The sequence below is a fragment of the Clostridium paridis genome (assembly GCF_016765615.1).
In the GTDB taxonomy this organism is placed as follows: Bacteria; Bacillota; Clostridia; order Clostridiales; family Clostridiaceae; genus Clostridium_T; species Clostridium_T paridis.
In genome coordinates this window covers 127,689-150,808 of record NZ_JAESWA010000022.1, presented here as the reverse complement: position 1 = coordinate 150,808, position 23,120 = coordinate 127,689, and the positions used below count along the sequence as shown (strand labels likewise).

Genomic DNA, 23,120 nt, shown 5'->3' with positions numbered 1-23,120 from the left:
ATTATAATTCGTCCGTAAAAATACCTAAAGGTTTTGCTACAATGAGAAAAAAGGTCCGATTCAAATAAAAATCAGACCTTTTTATATTAATTTATCTCAGCATTTTTTAAAAACTTTATTATATAACTTAAAGTGTAAAAATCTCTATCTAAATTAGTACTAATGAAGTTTAAGCCCTTTATTAATGTTTCTTCTTCAAAGTTTTCTAAAAGAATCATAATATTTAAGTTATTAAGACTGCCATCTTTTGTGTCTAGAACTCTTGAAGCTTTTATATGTTTATTACTTAAAGCATTAAATGCAGCAGTTTGCAAACTTTCACTTATTTCTATATTGGGCATTTCATTAAAAATTCTTATTTCTGGATTTTGGGTATTTAAATTTTTAACATTAGTTAAATCAGTTGATAAGAATATAGTATTGATAAACTTTGCATCTTTGAAATTAACACCTTCTAATTTTACAGAGTCAAAGATGGTGTTTTCAAAAACTGCATCCTTAAAATCACTATCTTTTAAGTTAGTTCCTATAAACTCAGCCCATTTAAAACTACAACTAAAAAAGTTAGTAGATTTAAAGTGTGCCCCTCTAAAGCTTACATAATCAAAATTTGAACCTTCAAAATCACAATTATAGCAATTGCTTCTTGATAGGTTTTTATACATAAAGTTTTTATCTTTTTTCTCAATATTATTATAATTGAAGTTTCCTTTAACACTTTGATTTCTAGCCATTACTTCCTCCATCTAATATTCTTCTTGAAATTTTAAGCTTTATTGTTCTTTCTATTTCCTCTAGCATTTTCTTATCTTTAGGATCGACAAATAGGCAAGTATAGCCTTCTTCTCCAGCTCTTCCTGTTCTTCCAATACGGTGAATATAGCTTTCAACAGTTTCTGGAATATCATAATTATATATATGACTAACACCATTTATATCTAATCCTCTAGAAGCAACATCTGTAGCAATTAAGTATTGGAAATCACCATTTCTAAAGGCTTTCATAATTTTTTCACGTTTTGCTTGAAGTACATCACTATGAAGTTTTTTACAGTCATATCCGCGTTTGTGAAGTGCAGCCTCAAGATCATCAGCTCTTCTTTTGGTTCTGCAGAATATTATGGCCATAAAAGGATTATCTTCATCTAAAACTTTACATAAGGAATCTTGCTTCCATCTATCTGTAGTTTCAACTACATCTTGCTTAATTGTATCTAGAGTAACTTCTTCCTTTTTTATAGATATTGAGAAAGGCTCCTTCATATATCTATAGGCTAATTTTTTCACATCAGAATTTAATGTTGCAGAAAAGCATAGAGTCTGACGGCTTTTATTGGTTTCTTTTATGATAGTTTCAACCTCATTTTTAAAACCCATTAAAAGCATTTGATCAGCTTCATCTAGTACAAAAGTTTTTAACTTGCTTAAGTTTATGGTTTTTCTTTCAATATGATCAAGAAGTCTTCCTGGAGTTGCAATAACTAGATGAATGTTTCCTCTAAGCTTCTTTAATTGAGATCCTATATCTTTTCCGCCATAAGCAGCTAATATATTAATGTTCTTGCCCTTTTTTAATTTTTTAGCTTCTTCAGTTATTTGAAGAGCTAGTTCTCTAGTAGGTGTTAAAATTAGAGCCTGAACTAAATTTGAGTCTGGATTTATATTTTCAAAAAGTGGGAGTAAAAATGCAAGAGTCTTACCAGTTCCAGTTTGAGCTTCAGCTATAACATCTTTTCCATCCTTTATAAGGTTAAAGCTTTGAGCTTGTATTGGAGTTGGATCTTTAATCCCTTGGTTTTTTAATACCCTCATTATATCTTCACTAATACCTAATTCTTTAAAATTCATATGTTCACCTTTCATTATTAACTTAAATTTTTCCTGTTAGTGCTAGTTAATAATACCACAGTAATAGTATTATCTCTATTAAATTTTTAATTCTAATAGAGATATTTGGAAGTATTTGATTTATAATAAAATTAATTGAAAAATTATATTTAAGATTTTAACTAACGTGTAGTGGAGGATGTATGGTGAACAAGGTATATTTTAAGGGGATTGATTCTTATTCTAAAACTGAAGAAATTAGTGAAGCAGCAGGTGAACTTTTAGAGAGATTAGTAAAAGAGGAAAATATAAAGCTTGAAAACTTTATACCACTTAAAGTTCATTTTGGTGAAAGTGGAAATAAAACTTTTATTGAGTCAAAAAATTTTGGAGGAATAATAGGTTATTTAAAAGATAGAAAAATAGAAAGTGCATTCATTGAAACCAATGTTTTATATAAGGGAGAGAGAACAACAAGAGAGAGGCATGTAAAGCTTGCAAAGGAGCATGGCTTTACAGAACTTCCTGTGATAATTGCAGATGGAGAACATGGTGAAGCTTACGAAGAAGTCGAGATAAATAAGAAGAATTTTAATAAGTGCAAGATAGGTAAAGAAATAGCAGATAAAAAGCAATTAATTGTTATAAGTCACTTTAAAGGACATGCATTAGCAGGCTTTGGCGGAGCTATAAAACAACTTGGTATGGGGTGTGCAGCAAGAGGGGGGAAGCTTGCTCAACATGCAAATTCAATACCTAAGATTAGTGCACTAAAATGTAAGGCTTGCAGTGCTTGTGCAAAAAGATGTCCGGAAAATGCAATAACTCTAAATAAGAAGGCAAAGATAGATAAAGACAAATGTGTTGGTTGTGCATCCTGCATGGCAATATGCCCACATGGAGCTATAACTAATAGCTGGTTTGCATCTATTTCGAAATCCTTTAATGAAAGACTATCTGAATATGCTTATGCTGCAGCAAAGGATAAGAAGAATATTTATATAACCTTTGCTTTTAACATTACTAAAAATTGTGACTGTGAAGGTCATAATATGAAACCAATAGTTGATGATGTGGGAGTTTTTGCATCCCTAGATCCCGTAGCTATTGATAAGGCATGTTTGGATATGATTGATAAGGACAATAATAAGACTGTATTTAGAAGAGGGAGATATACTCTTGATTATGCAGAAAGTATAGGCTTAGGCAGCCAAGAGTATGAGCTTATAGAGGTTTAGGTGAGGATATTTGTGAAAAGGAGAAAGTATATAATACTAGGTGTAATTATAGTTCTGTTAGCTTGCGGAATATTTATGTGCTCAGAGGTGCAAATATCTAAAAGCGTAGTGTATGACTATATAAAATCTAGAAGTGGAATAGAAGTAGCAGATAAAGTTAAAATAGTTCCTACACTAAAATATTCTGAAAAATTTGGATACGAAATTGATGTTTATAATTACGATAAAATAACTGGTATTAATGAAGTAATATTCTTTAATATGAAAAGAGATAAAGATAGAGCTTGGCACATAGATAGTATGAAGACAAATCCATAAATGAAATATATATTAAAAACATAAATCCACTAGTTTAACTAGTGGATTTTATATTATAGACTAATTTTTTTAAGCCAATTTTTAATTTTTTCTTTATCAAAATTACTCATGGTTTCAAAACCAGAAAGGACTGTTGATTTGGGACATTCCTCCTCAATATTAACTTGAATTTGTCCTAGGCCACCACCGCCATGGGTACAGAAAGGAATAATAGTTTTTCCTTGCAAATCTACGTTTCTTAAAAAACTTAATATGGGTGGAGCAAATGATTTAAACCAATTAGGTGTTCCTAAAAAAATGTAGTCATAGGACTCAACTGATTCAACACCAGATACTAATTTAGGGCAATACCCTCTCTCAATTTCGTTTCTTACTTCCTTTGTTGCTGTATTATAATTAAAGGCATAGGATTTTTCAGGAATTAACTCTCTAATATCACCTTTAGTTTGTTCTGCTATTTCTTCTGCTAATCTTTTTGTTGTATTAGAAAAAGAATAAAACACTACTAATATTTTACTCATTGTTACCTCCAAAAGTCTTATTTATCTTCATATTGCATAAATAGTCATTACGTTACTTAATTATAACATTAATTTAAATACATGGAATTATAAAATTAAATAGGTAAATTTTATAAATATTTGACAGAAACTTATAGTTATAAGTTAATAATAGATAGAAGGAGGGGTAAGACATGGGAGAGTTTAATGAAAGTGAAATTATACAAGGCATTAAAGATATGAACATGGAGAGCTTCCAAAAACTCATGACTCATTATGGAAAATTAGTTTATTACGTGGCCAGTAAGATACTAAATGAACCTTATGAAAAAGAAAGCATTGAAGAGTGCTATAATGATGTGTTCATGACCATATGGTCTAACATTGATTGCTTTGATTATAATAAAGGAAACTTTAAAGCATGGTTAATATCTATAACTAAATACAAGGCATTAAATATTAAAAGAAAAAGTTTAAGAGAAAATAATGTTTTAGAATATATGGATGAGATTACTTCAATATATAATGATGACTTAGAGAGAATTGAAAATAAAGAACTAATAAATGAACTTCTTGATAATTTAGAAGAAAAGGACAAGATTATATTTCTTAAAAGATATTTAGAAGGGGTTCCCATTAAAGAAATAGGTAAAGAACTTGGATATTCAGAGGAATATATATACACAAGAATTTCTAGAGCTAAGAAGAAAATTAAAAGAATAGTAGGTGATTATAATGGATGATAGAGAATTATTAAAGTTATTAAACACCATAGAGTATTCAGAGGAAGAAATAAATGCAATTGAAGAAAGCGCACTAGAAGCACCTAATAGTGTAGGTGAAGATTTATATAATGTAAAAAATGATAAGATATTAAGAAAAGTAGCGTTTATGAGATTAGAGGAAAAAGTTAATGAGAGCCTTCTTGAGGATGAAAAAATAGAATATAAAATGATTATGCTTCAAAGTAATTATGAAAAGGAGATATTTAGAATCTATTCTGCACCAGTTTGGGGAGAACCTAGAGTATATATTGCACTATTTATTACTAATAAGAGAATATTTGCATATAAAATGAGTAAATTATATGAGGTGTTAGAGGAATATTGTAATGAAATAAAGAATCTAAAACATTTAATAAATCTATGGGAAAAGTGCGACACCATTACATTTGAGTTTAATGATGAGTTTGCTATATCTGCAAGAGCATATGGTGAAGATAATAGAAGAATTTTTATGGAAGCAATTAAGTATTTAAATGAAAGCAAAGGTATTAAGATAGATGAATTTAGGCAACCCAAAGCAAGTATAATTTCATGGATACTTTATATTATTCTATTTGCAATTCTTATAGGAACAGTGGTTTTTAATATAAAAGATCAAGTAATTAGTTTTCTTAAATAATAGATAGAAGGATGTGCTTAAATGCTTGAAAAAGCTATTATTATAGCAACAAAAGCTCATGGGGGGCAAGTTGACAAAGCTGGAGAAGCATATATTCTTCATCCACTTAGAGTTATGCTTTCAGGAAAAACTGAAATTGAGAGAATATGCGGGGTATTGCATGATGTAATAGAAGACACAGAGGTTACATTAGAATATTTAAAAGCAGAAGGGTTTTCAGAAGAAATATTAGAAGCTTTAGATGCGTTAACAAGAAAAGCTAATGAGAACTACGATGATTTTATAGAAAGAGTTATAAATAATAAATTAGCTTGTTATGTAAAGCTTGCAGATTTAAATGATAATATGGATTTATCAAGAATTAAGAATCCTACAGAAAGAGATTATATAAGATTAGAAAAGTATCGCAAAGCAACTGAGCGAATTATTAAGAGTCTTAAAGATTAGATTAATTGATTTACTCTTTAAACAAGAGTAGCTGCAAATGAAATTGTAGCTGCTTTTTTTATTCCAACAAATAGCAATAAAGTTAATCAAAGTACAATAAAATACAACAAAGTATTGACAATAGCAATAAAACTCAATATAATTTCACTATAGGATAGCAAAGAAAGGAAAGATTGCAATGGAAGATAAATTTTATTCGATTGATCAAATCGCAGAGATTTTAGATATGCATCATAAAACTATAAGAAAGTTTATAACAGAGGGCAAGCTCAGGGCAAATAAAGTTGGAAAGCAGTGGAGAATTACAGGACACGATTTAAGCTTATTTATGGAGAGCAATAACTTAAACATTAGTAAGGAAAATGAAGATAAAGAACAAGTTATTGAGTTTTCAACTAAAGGAGAAAATATAAGAAAATCAAGTGGAAGGATTAATGTATCTACTGTAGCTGATATAAATGAAATAAATTCAGATCAATATATGAGAATATCTAATACATTAATTGCCCTACTAAATAGCAAGGATGCTAGCATGGGAAATTCAACTATTAACGTAAAGTATTATGAAAAGGAAAATAAGTTAAAGGTACTACTTTGGGGAGATATAAAATTCACTGAAGATATGCTTAGCTTTATTAAAATGCTTGTAGAGGGAGGAAAGTAAAATGAATTATGAAGTAATAAAAAAAGAAGATTTAGTATATATTGTTTTCGATTCTAATGAAGAACAATTAAAGAGAGAAGAAGAAGCAACAGATTATATATCTAAGTGTTGGGAAAATGACACAAATTATTTAGTGTTTTATGATAAAGCACTTTCTGATGATTTCTTTAATTTAAAAACAAGACTAGCAGGAATGGTGTTACAAAAGTTTATGAATTATAAGATTAAGGTTGGAGTTATTATAGAAAATGAAGATAGACTAAATGACAGGTTTAGAGAAATGATATTAGAGTCAAATAAGGGAAATGATTTTAGAACCTTTAAGGATATAACTGAGACTGAGGAGTGGTTATTAAAACTAAGATAAAATGGGGGAGAGATAATTGAATGCAAAAACCGTTTTTAAATCGGTACAAGGAAAAAATGATATATTAAAATACTACGATTCTTTTATTGAAAAGATTGATTTTCCACATGAGATAATTAATCTAAATTCATGTTTAGGAAATACATTTATTATAGCTAGCGGGAAAAAGGAAGCTCCACCTATTATATTGTTTCATGGGAGTGGAATGAATTCTTTTATGTGGTTAAAAGATATAAAAGAGTATGCTCTTAATTATAGAGTGTATGCTATAGACATACCAGGAGAGCCAGGTAAAAGCAATGAATATCAAGCTTCTTTAAATGGAATGGATTATGTTTCTTGGGTTAATGATGTTTTAAATGAATTATCAATAGAAAAATCAAGTTTTGTAGGTATTTCTTTAGGTGCCTGGATGGCATTAAAATTTGCCGTGAATTACCCTGAGAAAGTGGATAAACTTGTGCTTATTTCACCCTCTGGAATAGGACCACAAAAAAAGTCCTTTATCTTTAAAGCTTTGTATTATTCCTGTTTAGGAGAGACTGGCGTAAAAAGGCTAGTCTATAAAATTAATGGAAATAAAGAAATTCCTGAGACTATCTTAAAATATCAAAGATTAATCACTAAGAATTTTATCTATAGAAGAGAGACAATTCCTATATTTTTAGATGATGAATTAAAAAGATTAGATATGCCAATAGCACTATTTGTAGGAGAAAATGATATAATGCTACATTCTTTAAAGACTGCGAAAAGGTTGAGTGAATTACGACCTAAAGCAAATATTAATATATTGAAGGGTAAGGGACATTCTCTTACTGATCTTGTAGATAAAATAATGTGGTTTTTAAACTAGAAATTAAATGTAGATTATATTAATAAAATAAAAAAGTCCTTGAGTTATTAAGGACTTTTTTTCGTGCATATAATACGGTTATTACAAAAAAATACCACTTTATTACATAAATGTAATTTTAGTTACAAAATATTGTATTATTATTTTAATAAAAAATATAAAATGATTTAGACAAAGGGAGACTAAAAAGTGGCCTATAAAAAATATTTAGTTAAACAACATGATATGACAGATTGCGCAGCAGCGTGCCTTGCTACAATTTGCATGTATTATAAAAAAGAAATAACTATAACAAAATTAAGAGATGTGCTTGGTACTGACATAAAAGGGACAACTTTAAAAGGACTAGAAGATGGAGCTAAAAAATTGGGTTTTGATACAAAAGCTATTAGGGTAGATAAGGAAGGATTTAAGAGTAAATATTCCTTGCCGGCAATAGCACATATTATAACTAATGAAGGGGTAAGCCACTTTGTAGTAGTACACAAAATTAAGAAAGATAAGGTTATAATATTAGATCCAGATAAGGGCGTAGAAAAGAAAAGTATAGAGGATTTTTTCGGAAGTTTTGATGGAGTTATGCTTTTGCTTGTTCCTAATAATGAGTTTCAGATAGATAAATGGAATAAGGATGGAATGCTATGGAAGTTTGTTGGGCTTCTTGTACCACAAAAAGCGTTGTTTTTTTACAGTATCCTTGTATCTGTGATACTTACAGTACTTGGGATTGCATCATCATTTTTTAATAAGATTTTGATGGATGAGATTCTTCCATATGGACTAAAGAATCAACTAACAATTTTTGTAATTGGATTCTTAGTTCTAGGAGTAACACAAATAGCTTTATCAGCAATTAGACAACAGATGTTATTATATTTATCTCAGAAGATAGATATCCCACTATTGCTTGGTTATTTTAAACATGTGTACAAGCTTCCAATGAAGTTTTTTACAACAAGGAAAGTAGGAGATATTTTAACAAGGTTTAGAGATGCCTTTACTATAAAGAACGTATTAACTTCAATTTCTTTATCACTAATAATTGATATCGTTTTAGCTGTAGTTTCAGCAATAGTTTTATATATCATGAATCAAACTCTTTTTGTGGTAATTCTAATACTTACTCTTATAAGCGCAGCTTTAATATATATATTTAAGAGTCCTTATAAGAAAATTAATCTAAAAAAAATGGAAGCTGAAGCAAGATTAAATAGTCATATAATTGAAAGTCTAAAAGGCGTAGAAACAATAAAAGTACTTGCAGCAGAAAAAAAGAGTTTAGAAAAATTAGAAACAGAATATATTAAGAATTTAAGAATTGCCTTTAAGGAAGGGGTTCTATCAAATATACAGGGATCTATCTCCTCAGGAGTTTCAACCGTAGGAAATCTAATTCTTATGTATTTAGGTGCTACTATGGTTATAGATGGGAAGATAACACTCGGAAGTTTAATGGCATTTACATCACTATCAGGATATTTTATGGATCCTATAGGTAGATTAATAAGTCTTCAGCTAAGTATACAAGAGGCGAGCGTATCATTAAAAAGAATATCAGAAATATATGAGGTTGAAAGGGAACAAGTTATAGAAGACAAAATAAAAATAGAGAGTATTGATGGAGATGTTGAGCTAGATAATATAACATTTAGATATGGTAGTAGAGCACCTGTACTTAAAAATGTAACTATAAATATACCTAAAGGGAAAAAGGTTGCATTAGTTGGGGAATCTGGTAGTGGGAAAACCACAATATCGAAGTTATTGCTTAAATACTATACTCCAGAAGAAGGAAAGATTAAGATTTCTGGGTATGATATTGAAGAGTTAGATATATATGAGCTAAGGAAGGCTATGGCTTATGTACCACAGAATATTGAGTTGTTTTCAGGCCCTATTAGAGAAAATCTTCTGTTGGGTAAAGAGAATGTGACCTATGAAGAAATGAAAAGTGCCTGTGAAAATGCGAATTGTAGCTCTTTTATAGAAAAGCTTCCAGCTAAATATGATACATTCTTAGATGAAGCTGGAGGAGGACTTTCAGGAGGAGAGAGACAAAGATTAGCCTTAGCTAGAGCATTAATAAAAAAATGTAAATTTCTTATTTTAGATGAAGCCACAAGTAATTTAGATTTTATAAGTGAAGCAAAGATTTATGATACCTTATTTGTTAAAGGAAAAAGCTTAACTATGCTTATAATAGCTCATAGATTATCTACTATTAGAAATTGTGACATAATTTATGTGCTTGATAAGGGAGAAGTAGTAGAGATTGGAGATCATGAGACTTTACTTAAGAAAAAAGGATATTATTATAAACTTTATGTAAGCCAAGTTGGTGAGATAGAACCAAAGACAATCAAAGAAAGTGAAGAACTAACTAGTTCAAGTGCTGTGAAAGTAGAAAAAAAAGATCAAGTTTTAGAAGAGGGTGAAGAGTATGAGTATAACTGAAAAAATAATAGTTAAAGAGAATAAAACATTAAAATTAAATAATGTACTTATTAGAGAGATAGGTGAAGCTGAGTTAAAAGATATAGATAAAATATCCTATATGATAGAGAGTTATATTAAATCAAAGGGGAATTCAAAAATAGGTCCTATGATAAATTATACTTCAGTCTCAGCTGATGAGAATGGACAGGCTAAGCTTGTGTTAAAATTCATGATACAGCTTAAAGCTCCATTACATAATGTTGAAACTCCATATGAACTAAGAAATCAAATTAGAATTCAAAACTGTCTTTTTGCAAGATTCACTGAAAAAGAGGAAAATTTACAGTTTGCATATTCAAAACTTAACCTTTATGCATTTGAAAATGATATAAGGCTTAAGGGTGATAGTTATACAGTTTTTGTAGATAAAATGGAAAATAATGATATCATTGCAGATGTGTTTATGGAGGAGTTAAAGGGAGGACACGAACTTGAAGGTCTATAATTTAAATGAAATAAGTGATAGTAAAGTTTTGTATGATAAGAATCCTCCTAAGTTTATGATATTTATAATTTTTATTGTAACAACACTATTAGCTGCATTTATAATATGGTCTACTAAGTCTATAAAGACAGATATAGTAAAAGGAACTGGAATTGTTACAACAGATAGTAAGTTCAATGTAATGTCCAAAGTATCAGGAGAGATAGATGATGTTAATATTAAAGAAGGACAGGAAGTTAAGGTAGGCGATGTTCTTTTAACCGTAAAATCAGCAGATATAAATTATCAGTCAGACCAAACTCAAGGACAAATTGATGTACTAAATAAAAGAATAGAATTACTCTCTAGAGCCGAAAAGGATGCGGAAAGAGGAGAAAACTCCTTTAATAAAAATAATTCAGATGAATTAGAATTTTATAATAGATTGCATGATAATTATGCTAGAAAAGATGAATATAAAATTAATGAAAATGACTTAAAAAAGCAAGGGTATACTGATGATCAAATAAAGCAATATAAAGATCAAAGTAAAACTAAACTAAATGAATTATACTATGATACTATTTTAAGTTTTACAACCGAAAAGAAACAATTAGAATTAGAGGAAAATAAGTTGGAGAGCCAAAAGAGTGCCTTAATTAGAACATCAGATGAATATAAATTATTTGCGACAACCAGTGGAAAAATACACCTTAGTTCACCATTAAATAAAGGGATGGTATTACAAGCTGGTAGTATGATTGGAACTATAGCAAATGAGAATGACGACAAGATTGTAGAAACCTTGATATCAGGAAGTGATCGGCCAAGAGTAAAGATAGGCGATGAGGTATCTATGGAAATAGGCGGATTAAGTCAAATAGAATATGGAACATTAAAAGGAAAGATTGTAAGTGTTGATGAAGATGCGACAATTGATAACGAGAAAGGGAATATATATTTCAAAGCAAAGATAAAACCAGAAAAAACGTATTTGAAAGATAAAAAAGGACAAGTAGTAGGCTTATCTTTAGGAATGGTAACAGAAACCAGAGTTAAATATGAAAAAATTACTTATATGAAATACTTTATGGAGCAAATAGGAATAAATTTAAATTAGCCATTAGAGGTAGCTGCAGATACCTTTAATATATATTTAAAAATATGTAATAAGTGAAGGAGAGTTTTAAATGAAAAAGATGGAATTAATTTTACCAGTGAATTCTTTAGAAATTCACGAAAATGAAAAGGAATATATTGATGGAGGATTTGCAGTATCTACGACAGTTGTTGCAGCTGCAATAAATACAGCAATTGGTTTGGCTATTGGTGGAGCTGGAGTAGCAGGAGTAAGAGCTTGGATAACAAGTGTTGGAAAAGAACAGGCTAAAAAAATATTTACAAGAACTATAACAAGTAAATTAATAGCAATTGGATGTACAGGATTAGCTGGATTTATAGGAGCAGCAGTAAATTTTGCAATAAATTATTCAGATATAGGAGGAGCAGTAGCTAGCTATTTAGATTCCGTTGATACTTATCATAACAATGGTTGGATAGGATAAAAATAAAAATAGTGATTTAAATACGATAAATATGAGGTATAAGCTCCTCATATTTATCGTATATTTATAAATTTGTATATTTAATAACTAAGATATTTAAACATAAGTAGGTTATCATGGTTTTATAAGGTCATATTGAATATATTTGGAAAAAACTCAAAAGATTTAATGTGAGGTGATTAATATTAATAGTCCAAAGAAAAGTAGAATAATTAATTTTATTAAGTTATTTATAATGTTTGCTTGTTTAAATTATATTTTTGATTACTTTTTTAAACCTTCAAATATAAATTTATATAGAAATATATTTGTTGCGATAGGAGTTGCATTTGGTATTTCATTTGGAGATTTATTTTTAAAGGGGAATAAAAAATAGATTTCAAAGAAGCATTTTAAGAAAGGCAATAAATATATTTTAAAAATTTATTAATTATCAAGGATGGTAAGCAAATGAAGAACTTAGTATACAAAATTTTAGCTTTTATTAGTATAATTATGACATTTTTAATTAATTATATTTTTATATATGACAAAATTGAAGTAGAAAGCTATAAATTATATTTTATAATTTATAATTTTATTATTTGTTTATTTATCGCAATTTTGATACATGAATTAGGACATCAATTAATATCTGTTATTTTAGGAATAAATTCATCTGTTCTTTATATTTTTCCATTCTTAATGGTAAAAAATAATAGTAGGTGGGATATTAGTGTGAATATTAAGTATATGCTTCAATATGGTGGATTTAATATTCCTAATATTCCTATAGTCAGAAATAATAAAGAGTATGATGTTGTTGTAAAGAAAATTGCAATTAGTACAATATTCGGACCTATTGCAAGTATTATGGTTGCAGGTGCTTGTTCTTTTTTTCAAACTAATATAGATTTACTTATATTAATTAGAAATATTTTCTGTATAACATCATTATTTATAGGAGTATATAATTTGTTTTTTGGAGATGGGCAAATGTTTTTTTCATTATTAAAAAATGAAAAAAATACTATAAATATTCTTATGTCTTTTAATCATTATTCAAATAATTATTCAAATAATGATTATTTATATATTGTAGCCAAAAAAAAATGTGAAGAAATAAACTTAGAATTGATAGATAAAAATGAACTAATACAAATTGAAATTCAGTGTAACATAATAGAAAATTCTATTATAAAGAATAAGTTTATTAATAATGAAGTGGTCAAAAAAAATATTAAGAATTTGATATATTTGTATTATAAGTTAGACATAATTCATAAAGAAATTATTTATTATATACATTTAGTAATTATATATCTTCTTGTTATAGAAAAAGATTTCAATTCTGCTAATAAGTTATATAAACATTATTTTTTAGAATATGAAAATTCAGATGATACTAATTATTTATTAGAAAGAACTAAATATTTTTTGGGATATCCAATTTCTTTAGAAAAAATTATGCATATTTTAGAAAATAACATGGAGCATTATATAAATGAGAATTATATTAATGTAGAAAAAAATATATTGAAAAGTTATTGCAAAAACAAGTAAATGAAGATTTACATAATCATTTTCAAATGATTCTTTGATTTCCACATGTTAGACAAGTCTTGAAAAAATACAATAGCAATAGTTGTAGATGTAAAGAATATATTTAGTAATTATATATTTTGAAATCTATTATAATTTTTGTATTAGGTAAGTAAGATATTTTTACAGTATCACCTTCTTTAATTGGTGTAGCACTTTCTATTTTATAATCTATTCCATCTATAGTAATTACATCAAAAGATGATGCTTTTCTTGAGCTTTTTATATGTCGTACATTTTCTACATTATAATAATCAATCACTTCATATTTATTATTATTGTAGATTGAAAAATCTTTAATATAAGGAATAATAGCAAAAAACATAATGATGCCTATAATTAAACTCAGAAACCAAAGAAAGAAAAAGCCACTTTTTTTTAACCAATTAAGTTCACTTAACTGTTTTTTTTCTCCATTTCTTAAGGTGATTTCCTTATAGATTAATATTTGTTTAGTAAAAACGATAAAAAGACCTATAATAAGCACTAAACCTAGTGTATATGTAATTAAATTATGTATAAACATAATACACCTCCTCATTATATAATAACAGTTCTATTTATATAAATTCAAATTTAAAATGGAAATACATGCATTAGGTTTAACTTAATTTGTAAGTTTTTATTTAGAAATTAAGCAAAAGCAATAAGGTATTAAAGAATATAAAAAATGGCTTACTTTAATTTAGTAAGCCATTTTCTATATTATACTTTAAATATCTTTGTAAGCTTATTCATATCCTCAGATAGCGTTACAAGTTCGCCTGAGGTTTTATCAATCTTAGTAAATAAATTTTCTTGTGTATTAAGCTTTTCTTGAATATCATTTGAAACATTAAGTCCACTATCTATAGTCATACTTATATCTTCAATTGTTGCAGTCATTTCTTCAAGAGAAGCAGCTTGGGTAGTTACACCATCGGTTATATCTGATAACATAGAGAAAGTACTTTGAATACTATCAATAATTTTATCTATACTTAATTTTACTTCATCTGATTTAGACACACCAACCGAAACCTTTTCTCCAGCTGCATTAACTGCTGATACTACGTTCTTTGTCTTTATGTTCATATCTTTAATAAGATTTCCGATATCTTGTAAAGAAGTATTTGTATCCTCAGCAAGTTTTCTTATTTCCTCAGCAACTACAGAGAAGCCTTTACCAGCTTCACCAGCTCTAGCAGCTTCAATAGCAGCATTTAAAGCTAATAGGTTTGTTTGCTCTGAAATTTGAGAAATAATACTAATTATTTCAGATATTTTATTACTTTGTGCTTCAAGTCCAAGGACTTCAGTATTTACTTCTTTTGTGTTAGTAACAAGATCTTTTATAGCAACTACAATGGAATCAACTGAAGTTTTACCTTCCTCAGCAGCAGAGTGAACACCTTTTGCATGTTCTTCAATTTTTGAAGCAAGCTCTGCAGTTCTTTGGGAATTATCTGTTATTCCAGATAGAGCAATAGAAGTTTGTTTAATGCTTTCAGCATTCTCATAAGAATGAGATATAAGTTTATTAACACCTTCATCTATTTCTTTAACTTTTTCATTAGCTTGTGTAATTATTTGATTCAAATCTTCAGCGGATAGAGTAACCTTTCCAGAAGAATTTTGTATTGTAGATATTAGCGTTTTTAAGTTTTCTTGAGCTGTTAAAAGTGATTCAATAAGTTGTCCAATTTCTCCGTGTTGTAAAGTATCAATACTAGCAGTTAAATCATTATTTGAGATTGAATCAGCTAATAAAACACTTTTCTTTAAAGGTTTTATTAGAAGACCTTCAGATAGAAAAAATGCTATTGCCTGAAAGATAATAATAAAGATTACTGATTTACTAATAACTGAAGGAGTAACTATTTGAAAGAAGTTACCGTATGTATTATATGATAAGCTAGTCATTATACCTATATTTGATAATAGCATAGCTAAAAATACTAATCCCATGATACGAGTACGTATTGAAACGTTTTTGATTTTATCCATAATTATATGCACCTACCTTGATGAAATTTTTGAAAATATTTATAGAGTCTTTTCCTAATCAATCTTTTTAATATTAATATATATGTAGCTATTATCAATTCCACCTTCCCATGTAACTTGAATAAAGGAAGGTTGTCCCACCTCCAGTAGAAATTTAAATTTGTCGTTTTTACATAACAATTAATATGGTATCATATTGGCTAATTATATCAAAGTCTGAAAACAAAACAATACTGATGATAAATCTCATTTTCAGTAATTTACTATAGTATTTGCTAAATTTTATGAATATTCTAATGTTTATCTAATTTTTAATAAGAAATTAATAAAAATGATATAATATATATAATGCTTTAAAGAATTTACATGTCACTGTCCAACTCTTGGACGTTTCAACTAAGAGTTGGACAATGAGATGTAATATGATTTTTGCATTATATAATATATGATAAATAAGTAATATTATCAAGGAGAATTAACATGTATGATCATAATAGAGTAGTAATTTCTGAATTAAATAGATGGAAACGTGAAATGAGAATGAAACCTTCTATTTTTAATAGAGCTTCAAAAGGAGTTCAAAATAAGTTTAATGGAATTCTACCTGAAAAATATCATGATATAATGACTGCTGCAATAAAAAATATGACAAAAGGAGTTTTGCTTGGTTCAGAATATATAGCTAAGAAGCCTATTGAAGGAAAATCATTAGAGCTTAGAGATGAACTTGCAAAAGAAAAAATTAATTTCTATAAAAATACTGCCATTATAGAAGGTGCTGGTACAGGTGCAGGAGGTTTTCTATTAGGGCTTGCAGATTTTCCACTATTGCTTAGTATAAAAATTAAATTCTTGTATGAAATGGCTGCTATTTACGGCTTCGATGTAAAAGATTATAGAGAGAGACTATATATTCTTTATATATTCCAATTAGCTTTTTCAAGTCAAGCAAAGACTAATGAAATTTTTGAAGTGATGGATCAGTGGGAAAAAAATGTAGCAACCTTACCAAGAAATATTAATGAATTTGATTGGCGTGAATTTCAACAAGAATATAGGGATTATATAGATTTAGCGAAGCTTCTGCAGTTAGTACCATTTATAGGTGCATTTGTAGGTGCTTATGCAAATTCAAAACTTTTAGATAAGCTTGGCAAAACAGCAATGAATGCCTATAGAATGAGAATATTAGAAATTAAAAAAGTTGAATATTAAATATATATAAAATATCTAAATATAATAATTTAGGTATTTTATTTTTTTATAGGATTTCTTTTTCTATAAATGGAAACAATAACTATATAAGGGTAATAATATTTGCTAGGAGGCAAAGTTAATGAAAATATTAATAACATCAGATACATATTTTCCTGTGATAAATGGAGTATCTACTTCAGTTAATAATTTATATAAGGAATTAAAATATAGAGGACATTCTGTTAAGATTTTAACTCTGTCTAGTAATGGGGTCGAAAAAGTTGAAGGGGATATATATTTCTTAAAATCCATTGGAATAGGGGTGTATCCTGATGCTAGAATTAAGTTTCCTTTACATAATAGATTAATAAATGAAATTATAAAATGGAAGCCAGATGTTATTCATTCTCAAACGGAATTTTCTATGATGTTCGTGTCTAAATATATCGCAAGCAAACTAGATATTCCACATATGCATACATATCACACCATGTATGAAAATTATTTGGATTATTTATTAGGGGGAAAGATAATTAGGAAAAAGACCTCAGCAAAAATAACTAAACTTCTCTTAAATAGCTTAGATAGTGTTATTGCCCCTACTGAAAAAACTAAAAAAACACTATTAAGCTATGGAGTAAATAAGCCTATTTATGTAGTTCCAACGGGAATAGATTTAAGTAGATTTAAACAAAAAATATCTTATGAAGAAATGTATAATATTAAATTAAAATTAGGAATTAGTATGAGTGATAGGGTTATAGCTTATATCGGGAGAATTGGGGAAGAGAAAAATATAAGTGAAATTTTAGAACTTTTCCCTAATTTAATAAGAGAATTTAAAAATATAAAATTTCTAATAGTAGGTGGAGGCCCATACTTAAATAAGCTAAAAGAAAAAGTCAAAGAAATGAATATAAAAGATAATGTTATATTTACAGGAATGATAGATTCAAAAGAAATTCATAAATATTATAGAATAGCTGAAATATTTGTCACAGCGTCCACTAGTGAAACACAAGGATTAACTTATATAGAAGCTTTAAGCAGTGGATGTCCTGTGGTTTGCAAATATGATCCTTGTATAGATGGTGTAATAGAACAAGGAGAAAACGGATTTTCATATAAGGATAAAGCTCATTTTGAATATTATATAGGTAAAATACTTAGAGATGGATATCTAAGAGCTCATATGAGGAAAAAAGCCATTGTCAAGGCTAATAGATATTCAAGTAATATTTTTGGAGATGAAATGCTAGATAAATATTATCGTATTACACATGCAAATGAAGAAGTAAGTGCTGATTTAATAAAACTAACTAACTCCAGAAACTAATAAGAGAAAAGAAAAACTATTATAGTAAAACTTAACTATAATAGTTTTTCTTTTTTAAATTTTATATGTGGAATTATTAATGTGAAAATACCACTCACAGCTACAGTTAAGTAATAAGTTAGTATTCTCCATAAGAATATTGCGGTAATAATTGTACCTGATTTAAAAAATAAGCTATAAATCAAATAAAATCCCCCTTCAGCACCCCCCTCAGCACCAGGAAGAGGAATAATTGCCATAAAGTTTATTAAAAAGATTTGGGCAGAAATCATTGTGAATATATCTGCTGAATTAAATCCAAAGCTTCTATAAATACAGTATGGTATAGTGAAAAAGGCTAACCATTGAAAAAATGTGTATATAGAAGCATAAATACACATCTTTACATTCTTAGTCATTAGAGCAGCATTCTCATGAAATTTCTCTAGTTCAACTTCAAGCTTTTCAAAGGTATAACCGCTTTTTCTCATAAACTTGAATCTCTTTAGAAAATTAAAAACAAATAAGAATATTTTTTTTGTTAGGTTTTTATTAACTGAAAATAATATTGCAAGAATCATAATTAATATGTGCACAATAATACCTGAGATACATAGGTATAGGAAGTATTTAACCTTTGTATTAAAGTAATTAAATTTGAATACAAAAGCTAAGAGCAAAATAACTATATTTATAGCTTGGTGTATTATAAATTTTATCATTAAAATGGAACCAGCTGTTCCAGCAGGAATTTCACTTTCTGTCATTGCATATAGCTGAGCAGGATGACTTCCAGCGGAAAAAGGTGTAACAGCAGCAAAAAATAAACCAACCATTTCAATATTAAAAGATTTAATTAATAAGTTTTTAGTTTTAGTGAATGCTTCCGCAATGACATAAAATGCTAACATTTCAAGAAACCAAAATAAAAGTATCATTAAAATAGATAAAAGTATCCAAGAGGTATTTAAGCTTTTTAGTTCCTCTATTAAAGTGTTTAACCCTTTAGTAAAAAGGAAAAATGATAAAAATATTACTGCACAAACAATTACTATAATTAAGTTAAGTACCTTATTTTTCATTCGTATTTCTCCTAAAAGGTGTATTGCGGTTAGAATATATTTCATCATAGAACTTTTTCCACATTTTTAAGACATAATCCTTAGAATAAAATTCATGACATTTCCAAGAGCTATTGCACCAATTTTTATATTCTCCATTTTTGGCTTGTAAGGTTTTTATTATTTCAGTAAAGTCTGATATATTATCTCCTTTTAAATAATAGTTAAATAATATATTACTATATATATCTAAATCTCTTAAAAGGACAGGCACCTTTAATGCCATAGCTTCAAGAATTGACATAGGAAATAATTCATTATAAGAAGGTAAAAACATTAAGTCACAAATATTATAGACATCATTCATTTCTTCTCTATTAATAATTCCTAAGAATTTGACGTTTTGAGGAGGGTTTTCTATAACTTTTTTAAGTTCTTTATATCCATCAGTTATAGAACCAAAAGAAAAACCACCTGCCCATATAAATTGAATATCAGGAAGATTTTCAGCAACCTTAATAAAGTCCATAACACCTTTTCTAGTTTGAACTTGACCCACCCCTAAAACAACAAACTTTTCTAGTGGGATTCCATACTTTTCTTTAATTGAAGTTATTTCTTCCTCATCATATCTATAGAAATTATCCTCAGATACGAAGTTTGGTATATAAGTTACCTTGTTTTCATCTATTTTATATTTTTTAAGAACATCAATGAAATAGGGATTAACCACAACTAAATGATCAACACTTTTATAAAAATAAATCATATATTTATAAAACACCTTTTTTATTACATTAGGAAGTTTTAGACTTTCCTCGATTGTTTCTGGTACAAAGTGTACATAAGCTACGCTTGTGCCAAGAAGCTTTGATAGAGGAATGCTTAAGAAAAACTTAAAGTCAATAGTATGGTAGTGCATGATATCACAAAAGTTAAAGTTGTTTATTTTAATCTTATAATCATCATTAAGTCCGTTTTTAACTAAGTTAACTTGTTCAACATAAGCTGACAAAACTCCTTGCCCTTTTACTTTATCAGCTGAAGAAAGCATATTAATAGTAGGCATTAAAATAATTCCTCCTTTAAATAGATGTAGCATTGATATTAAGTTTAGTTTCTGTAAAATTTCATTCTATATTCTAGTTTAGGAAATTAAATTGATTCACGTGAAATTCTTTCTGTAGTAGTTGGAAGAGATTGGATATGGAATAGTTCTTTGAAAGTCTATTCCAGCAAAAAGATATAAAATTACTATCTTCAGAATACTTTTTCAATATTAAGAATTCTTAAGATTATTCGCTATAAAATATTAATGTTTTAATTCCATAATAAATAAATACTTTAGACAAAATAAAATTTAAATATATGAAAATTAGGAGGAAAAATGAAAAGATTATTTACATCTGAATCAGTTACAGAAGGGCATCCAGATAAAATCTGTGATCAAATATCAGATTCAGTTCTAGATGCAATATTTGAACAAGATCCAAATGCTAGAGTAGCATGTGAGACAGCAGTTACAACAGGAATGATAATGGTAATGGGTGAAATATCAACTAAATGTTATGTGGATATTCCTAAAGTAGTTAGACAAACTATTAGAGAGATAGGTTATGATAGAGCAAAATATGGATTTGACTGTGACACTTGCGCAGTATTAACGACTATAGACGAGCAATCAGCTGATATAGCACAAGGTGTTGATGAGGCTCTTGAATCAAGAGAAGGAGATATGGGCAAAATTGATGCAGTAGGGGCTGGAGACCAAGGTATGATGTTTGGATTTGCAACAAATGAAACTCCAGAATTTATGCCAGCACCAATAGCAATGGCTCATAGACTTTCAAGAAGATTATCAGAAGTAAGAAAGAATGGTACATTAGAATATCTAAGACCAGATGGAAAAACTCAAGTAACAGTTGAATATGATGGAGATAAAGTTAAAAGAATCGATGCAATTGTTATTTCAACTCAACATGGACCTGAGGTAACTCAAGAACAAATAAAATCTGATATGATGGAATATGTAATTAAAGCTGTAATACCTGCTGAATTACTAGATGGTGAAACAAAATATTACATTAATCCAACTGGAAGATTTGTAATTGGAGGACCACAAGGAGATTCAGGGTTAACAGGAAGAAAGATTATTGTTGATACTTATGGTGGATACGGAAGACATGGCGGTGGTGCATTCTCAGGTAAAGATCCAACTAAGGTTGATAGAAGTGCTGCTTATGCTGCAAGATGGGCAGCTAAAAACTTAGTTGCTGCAGGTGTAGCAAATAAGTTAGAAATAGAATTAGCATATGCTATTGGAGTTGCAAAACCAGTGTCAATAGAAGTTGATACTTTTGGTACAGGAAAAATAGCTGATGATAAGATAGTAGAAACCATAAATAAAGTTTTTGATTTAAGACCAGCTGCTATAATAAGAGATTTAGACTTAAGAAGACCTATATATAAGCAAACATCTGCATATGGTCACTTTGGAAGAACAGATGTAGAACTTCCTTGGGAGCAGCTAACAAAGGTTGAAGAAATAAAGAAATACTTATAAGAACATAAAAATAAGACATATGGAATAAATAAGAGTACTATATGTCTTATTTTAAATAGGAACAGTATATACGATAACAGAGGTGACCGATGAATAAGTTATTTAAGATCATAATATGTCTATTTTGGTTAGTGATTATATTTATATTTTTTAAGCATCAATTATACAATGATGGAATCGCCAAAATTACCATGTTTCTAAAGACTTATCCAGAATATAGTAGAATACTACTCTTTATTATTGCATCTTTTAGAATTTTTACTTTTGTTCCATTCACTGTTTTTATTATTATCTCGAGTATGTTATTTGGTCCAGTGGAGACATTTTTTTTAACCACGACAGCTAATTTAGTAAGTGAAGTTTTATTATTTTTCTTTGCAAAGTTTACAATTGGTATGAAATATCAAGATAAGATAATAGAAAAGTACCCTAAGATATACAATGTAATAGAAAGAAATAACACTCAAATATTAGCATTAGGAGTTTCATCACCAGTAATTCCTTCAGATGTTGTTTGTTTTCTTTCTGTTTTAACTGGCATAAGCTTAAAAAAATACATATTAACTATACTTTTAGCAGATACGCCGATCATTCTTCTATATACATGCTTAGGAATTAGTAGTAAGTATTCTATATCTGTATTTATAGCTACTTCTATTGTTATAGCCATAATTAGCTACTTTAATTATAAGGATTGGAAGAATAAAATTCAGTCATAAGAAGAAAAGGAGAAAATATTAAGTGGAAAAAATAGCGAGCTTTACAATAAATCATTTAGAATTATATCCCGGGATATATGTTTCAAGAAAAGACAGAGTAGGTAGAAGTATTATTACTACATTTGATATAAGGATGACAAGACCTAATTTTGAACCAGTTATGAATACTGCAGAAATGCATGCTATTGAGCATTTAGCAGCAACATATTTAAGAAATCATGATACTTTTGGAACGAAAATAATTTATTTTGGTCCTATGGGTTGCAGAACAGGTTTTTATTTATTACTAAAGGGAGATTATATTTCAAAAGATATAGTTAAACTATTAACTGGTTTATATAAATTTATTGCAGACTTTGAAGGTGAAATTCCAGGAGCATCTGCAAAAGATTGTGGAAACTATCTTGATATGAATCTTCCTATGGCTAAATATTTAGCTGAAAAGTTTCTTAATGATGTTTTACTAAATAATAATGAAACTAATTTGAATTATCTCTAATAATTGAGTTTTAAGAAGTTTAGATTAATCAATAAGCTAATAATATAATCATTGAAAATAAAGAATCTTATATATTGAGATTCTTTATCTTTG

At 28.3% G+C, this 23,120-nt stretch carries 25 protein-coding genes; 18 read left to right on the top strand and 7 right to left on the bottom strand.

The genetic code is table 11. From position 1 onward, the window contains the following. Positions 1 to 86: 86 nt before the first annotated feature. Together JK634_RS08400 and JK634_RS08395 are read right to left on the bottom strand one after the other, a co-directional pair. Complete coding sequence (locus tag JK634_RS08400; RefSeq protein ID WP_202767202.1) at positions 87 to 734, bottom strand: pentapeptide repeat-containing protein; 648 nt, start codon at positions 732 to 734, stop codon at positions 87 to 89. Beyond that, positions 727 to 1,848 carry a DEAD/DEAH box helicase gene (locus tag JK634_RS08395; RefSeq protein ID WP_202767201.1) on the bottom strand — a complete coding sequence of 374 codons (1,122 nt, stop codon included), beginning with the start codon at positions 1,846 to 1,848 and terminating at the stop codon, positions 727 to 729. Before JK634_RS08395 ends, JK634_RS08400 begins: the two co-directional genes overlap by 8 nt. A gap of 182 nt (positions 1,849 to 2,030) precedes the next feature. On the opposite strand from JK634_RS08395, the gene JK634_RS08390 reads away from it, so the two are divergent. Both JK634_RS08390 and JK634_RS08385 read left to right on the top strand, forming a co-directional pair. Beyond that, positions 2,031 to 3,065, top strand: a complete 1,035-nt coding sequence (locus JK634_RS08390) for a DUF362 domain-containing protein (protein ID WP_207753610.1) — start codon at positions 2,031 to 2,033, stop codon at positions 3,063 to 3,065. A 12-nt stretch (positions 3,066 to 3,077) separates the two neighbouring features. Continuing rightward, positions 3,078 to 3,383 (top strand): hypothetical protein, encoded by a 306-nt coding sequence (locus JK634_RS08385; protein WP_202767200.1) that lies wholly within the window; start codon positions 3,078 to 3,080, stop codon positions 3,381 to 3,383. Positions 3,384 to 3,436: 53 nt separating this feature from the next. Here the strand turns inward: JK634_RS08385 and JK634_RS08380 are convergent, their stop codons facing one another. Continuing rightward, complete coding sequence (locus JK634_RS08380) at positions 3,437 to 3,904, bottom strand: flavodoxin (RefSeq protein WP_202767199.1); 468 nt, start codon at positions 3,902 to 3,904, stop codon at positions 3,437 to 3,439. A 173-nt stretch (positions 3,905 to 4,077) separates the two neighbouring features. Between JK634_RS08380 and JK634_RS08375 the strand changes: the two genes are divergently transcribed. The 11 genes from JK634_RS08375 (at position 4,078) to JK634_RS08325 (ending at position 13,648) form a co-directional block, all read left to right on the top strand. Beyond that, a complete protein-coding gene (locus tag JK634_RS08375; RefSeq protein WP_202767198.1) occupies positions 4,078 to 4,626 on the top strand; it encodes a sigma-70 family RNA polymerase sigma factor in 549 nt (182 codons plus the stop codon). Further along, on the top strand, positions 4,619 to 5,287 hold the full coding sequence (locus JK634_RS08370) for a hypothetical protein (protein ID WP_202767197.1): 669 nt from the start codon (positions 4,619 to 4,621) through the stop codon (positions 5,285 to 5,287). The genes JK634_RS08375 and JK634_RS08370 overlap by 8 nt, the downstream gene beginning before the upstream one ends. A gap of 21 nt (positions 5,288 to 5,308) precedes the next feature. After that, complete coding sequence (locus JK634_RS08365) at positions 5,309 to 5,734, top strand: GTP pyrophosphokinase (RefSeq protein ID WP_202767196.1); 426 nt, start codon at positions 5,309 to 5,311, stop codon at positions 5,732 to 5,734. Between the two features lie 178 nt (positions 5,735 to 5,912). Then, positions 5,913 to 6,398 carry a helix-turn-helix domain-containing protein gene (locus JK634_RS08360; protein WP_202767195.1) on the top strand — a complete coding sequence of 162 codons (486 nt, stop codon included), beginning with the start codon at positions 5,913 to 5,915 and terminating at the stop codon, positions 6,396 to 6,398. Between the two features lies 1 nt (position 6,399). Beyond that, positions 6,400 to 6,765, top strand: a complete 366-nt coding sequence (locus JK634_RS08355) for a DUF4180 domain-containing protein (RefSeq protein WP_202767194.1) — start codon at positions 6,400 to 6,402, stop codon at positions 6,763 to 6,765. Between the two features lie 16 nt (positions 6,766 to 6,781). Further along, positions 6,782 to 7,621, top strand: a complete 840-nt coding sequence (locus JK634_RS08350) for an alpha/beta fold hydrolase (protein WP_202767193.1) — start codon at positions 6,782 to 6,784, stop codon at positions 7,619 to 7,621. Positions 7,622 to 7,810: 189 nt separating this feature from the next. Further along, positions 7,811 to 10,075, top strand: a complete 2,265-nt coding sequence (locus JK634_RS08345) for a peptide cleavage/export ABC transporter (protein ID WP_202767192.1) — start codon at positions 7,811 to 7,813, stop codon at positions 10,073 to 10,075. Then, entirely contained in the window at positions 10,062 to 10,562 is a 501-nt protein-coding gene (locus tag JK634_RS08340; RefSeq protein ID WP_202767191.1) for a hypothetical protein, read from the top strand. The genes JK634_RS08345 and JK634_RS08340 overlap by 14 nt, the downstream gene beginning before the upstream one ends. Beyond that, entirely contained in the window at positions 10,549 to 11,661 is a 1,113-nt protein-coding gene (locus tag JK634_RS08335; RefSeq protein ID WP_202767190.1) for an HlyD family secretion protein, read from the top strand. The genes JK634_RS08340 and JK634_RS08335 overlap by 14 nt, the downstream gene beginning before the upstream one ends. Positions 11,662 to 11,731: 70 nt before the next feature. Further along, on the top strand, positions 11,732 to 12,106 hold the full coding sequence (locus tag JK634_RS08330) for a hypothetical protein (protein ID WP_202767189.1): 375 nt from the start codon (positions 11,732 to 11,734) through the stop codon (positions 12,104 to 12,106). 450 nt (positions 12,107 to 12,556) lie between these two features. Further along, positions 12,557 to 13,648, top strand: a complete 1,092-nt coding sequence (locus JK634_RS08325) for a zinc metalloprotease (RefSeq protein WP_202767188.1) — start codon at positions 12,557 to 12,559, stop codon at positions 13,646 to 13,648. 103 nt (positions 13,649 to 13,751) lie between these two features. Here JK634_RS08325 and JK634_RS08320 read toward each other — a convergent pair whose 3' ends face one another. Together JK634_RS08320 and JK634_RS08315 are read right to left on the bottom strand one after the other, a co-directional pair. Further along, complete coding sequence (locus tag JK634_RS08320) at positions 13,752 to 14,213, bottom strand: hypothetical protein (protein WP_202767187.1); 462 nt, start codon at positions 14,211 to 14,213, stop codon at positions 13,752 to 13,754. A 179-nt stretch (positions 14,214 to 14,392) separates the two neighbouring features. Continuing rightward, a complete protein-coding gene (locus JK634_RS08315; RefSeq protein ID WP_202767186.1) occupies positions 14,393 to 15,673 on the bottom strand; it encodes a methyl-accepting chemotaxis protein in 1,281 nt (426 codons plus the stop codon). Between the two features lie 480 nt (positions 15,674 to 16,153). Here JK634_RS08315 and JK634_RS08310 point away from each other — a divergent pair, with 480 nt between their 5' ends. Together JK634_RS08310 and JK634_RS08305 are read left to right on the top strand one after the other, a co-directional pair. Further along, entirely contained in the window at positions 16,154 to 16,888 is a 735-nt protein-coding gene (locus JK634_RS08310) for an EcsC family protein (protein WP_202767185.1), read from the top strand. Positions 16,889 to 17,009: 121 nt separating this feature from the next. Then, positions 17,010 to 18,206, top strand: a complete 1,197-nt coding sequence (locus JK634_RS08305) for a glycosyltransferase family 4 protein (RefSeq protein ID WP_202767184.1) — start codon at positions 17,010 to 17,012, stop codon at positions 18,204 to 18,206. Positions 18,207 to 18,241: 35 nt separating this feature from the next. On the opposite strand, the gene JK634_RS08300 is transcribed toward JK634_RS08305, so the two are convergent. Both JK634_RS08300 and JK634_RS08295 read right to left on the bottom strand, forming a co-directional pair. Next, on the bottom strand, positions 18,242 to 19,267 hold the full coding sequence (locus JK634_RS08300; protein WP_202767183.1) for a lysylphosphatidylglycerol synthase transmembrane domain-containing protein: 1,026 nt from the start codon (positions 19,265 to 19,267) through the stop codon (positions 18,242 to 18,244). After that, positions 19,257 to 20,315: a glycosyltransferase family 4 protein gene (locus JK634_RS08295; protein ID WP_202767182.1), complete on the bottom strand. Its 1,059-nt coding sequence runs from the start codon at positions 20,313 to 20,315 to the stop codon at positions 19,257 to 19,259. The genes JK634_RS08300 and JK634_RS08295 overlap by 11 nt, the downstream gene beginning before the upstream one ends. A gap of 318 nt (positions 20,316 to 20,633) precedes the next feature. Between JK634_RS08295 and metK the strand changes: the two genes are divergently transcribed. The 3 genes from metK (at position 20,634) to JK634_RS08280 (ending at position 23,027) form a co-directional block, all read left to right on the top strand. Beyond that, positions 20,634 to 21,809 carry a methionine adenosyltransferase gene (gene metK / locus JK634_RS08290; protein WP_202767181.1) on the top strand — a complete coding sequence of 392 codons (1,176 nt, stop codon included), beginning with the start codon at positions 20,634 to 20,636 and terminating at the stop codon, positions 21,807 to 21,809. An 89-nt stretch (positions 21,810 to 21,898) separates the two neighbouring features. Further along, complete coding sequence (locus JK634_RS08285; RefSeq protein WP_202767180.1) at positions 21,899 to 22,528, top strand: TVP38/TMEM64 family protein; 630 nt, start codon at positions 21,899 to 21,901, stop codon at positions 22,526 to 22,528. Between the two features lie 22 nt (positions 22,529 to 22,550). After that, positions 22,551 to 23,027, top strand: coding sequence for an S-ribosylhomocysteine lyase (locus tag JK634_RS08280; protein ID WP_202767179.1), 477 nt, complete (start codon positions 22,551 to 22,553; stop codon positions 23,025 to 23,027). Positions 23,028 to 23,120 lie beyond the last annotated feature (93 nt).

Excerpts from the sequence above, each read along its gene's own strand:
- JK634_RS08375 (WP_202767198.1), top strand. The coding sequence starts at position 4,078 with ATGGGAGAGTTTAATGAAAGTGAAATTATACAAGGCATTAAAGATATG.
- JK634_RS08330 (WP_202767189.1), top strand. The coding sequence starts at position 11,732 with ATGAAAAAGATGGAATTAATTTTACCAGTGAATTCTTTAGAAATTCAC.
- JK634_RS08365 (WP_202767196.1), top strand. The coding sequence starts at position 5,309 with ATGCTTGAAAAAGCTATTATTATAGCAACAAAAGCTCATGGGGGGCAA.
- JK634_RS08310 (WP_202767185.1), top strand. The coding sequence starts at position 16,154 with ATGTATGATCATAATAGAGTAGTAATTTCTGAATTAAATAGATGGAAA.
- JK634_RS08395 (WP_202767201.1), bottom strand. The coding sequence starts at position 1,848 with ATGAATTTTAAAGAATTAGGTATTAGTGAAGATATAATGAGGGTATTA.
- JK634_RS08355 (WP_202767194.1), top strand. The coding sequence starts at position 6,400 with ATGAATTATGAAGTAATAAAAAAAGAAGATTTAGTATATATTGTTTTC.
- JK634_RS08340 (WP_202767191.1), top strand. The coding sequence starts at position 10,062 with ATGAGTATAACTGAAAAAATAATAGTTAAAGAGAATAAAACATTAAAA.
- JK634_RS08370 (WP_202767197.1), top strand. The coding sequence starts at position 4,619 with ATGGATGATAGAGAATTATTAAAGTTATTAAACACCATAGAGTATTCA.
- JK634_RS08285 (WP_202767180.1), top strand. The coding sequence starts at position 21,899 with ATGAATAAGTTATTTAAGATCATAATATGTCTATTTTGGTTAGTGATT.
- JK634_RS08390 (WP_207753610.1), top strand. The coding sequence starts at position 2,031 with ATGGTGAACAAGGTATATTTTAAGGGGATTGATTCTTATTCTAAAACT.
- JK634_RS08315 (WP_202767186.1), bottom strand. The coding sequence starts at position 15,673 with ATGGATAAAATCAAAAACGTTTCAATACGTACTCGTATCATGGGATTA.
- JK634_RS08400 (WP_202767202.1), bottom strand. The coding sequence starts at position 734 with ATGGCTAGAAATCAAAGTGTTAAAGGAAACTTCAATTATAATAATATT.
- JK634_RS08360 (WP_202767195.1), top strand. The coding sequence starts at position 5,913 with ATGGAAGATAAATTTTATTCGATTGATCAAATCGCAGAGATTTTAGAT.
- JK634_RS08295 (WP_202767182.1), bottom strand. The coding sequence starts at position 20,315 with ATGCCTACTATTAATATGCTTTCTTCAGCTGATAAAGTAAAAGGGCAA.
- metK (WP_202767181.1), top strand. The coding sequence starts at position 20,634 with ATGAAAAGATTATTTACATCTGAATCAGTTACAGAAGGGCATCCAGAT.
- JK634_RS08380 (WP_202767199.1), bottom strand. The coding sequence starts at position 3,904 with ATGAGTAAAATATTAGTAGTGTTTTATTCTTTTTCTAATACAACAAAA.
- JK634_RS08300 (WP_202767183.1), bottom strand. The coding sequence starts at position 19,267 with ATGAAAAATAAGGTACTTAACTTAATTATAGTAATTGTTTGTGCAGTA.
- JK634_RS08325 (WP_202767188.1), top strand. The coding sequence starts at position 12,557 with ATGAAGAACTTAGTATACAAAATTTTAGCTTTTATTAGTATAATTATG.
- JK634_RS08320 (WP_202767187.1), bottom strand. The coding sequence starts at position 14,213 with ATGTTTATACATAATTTAATTACATATACACTAGGTTTAGTGCTTATT.
- JK634_RS08305 (WP_202767184.1), top strand. The coding sequence starts at position 17,010 with ATGAAAATATTAATAACATCAGATACATATTTTCCTGTGATAAATGGA.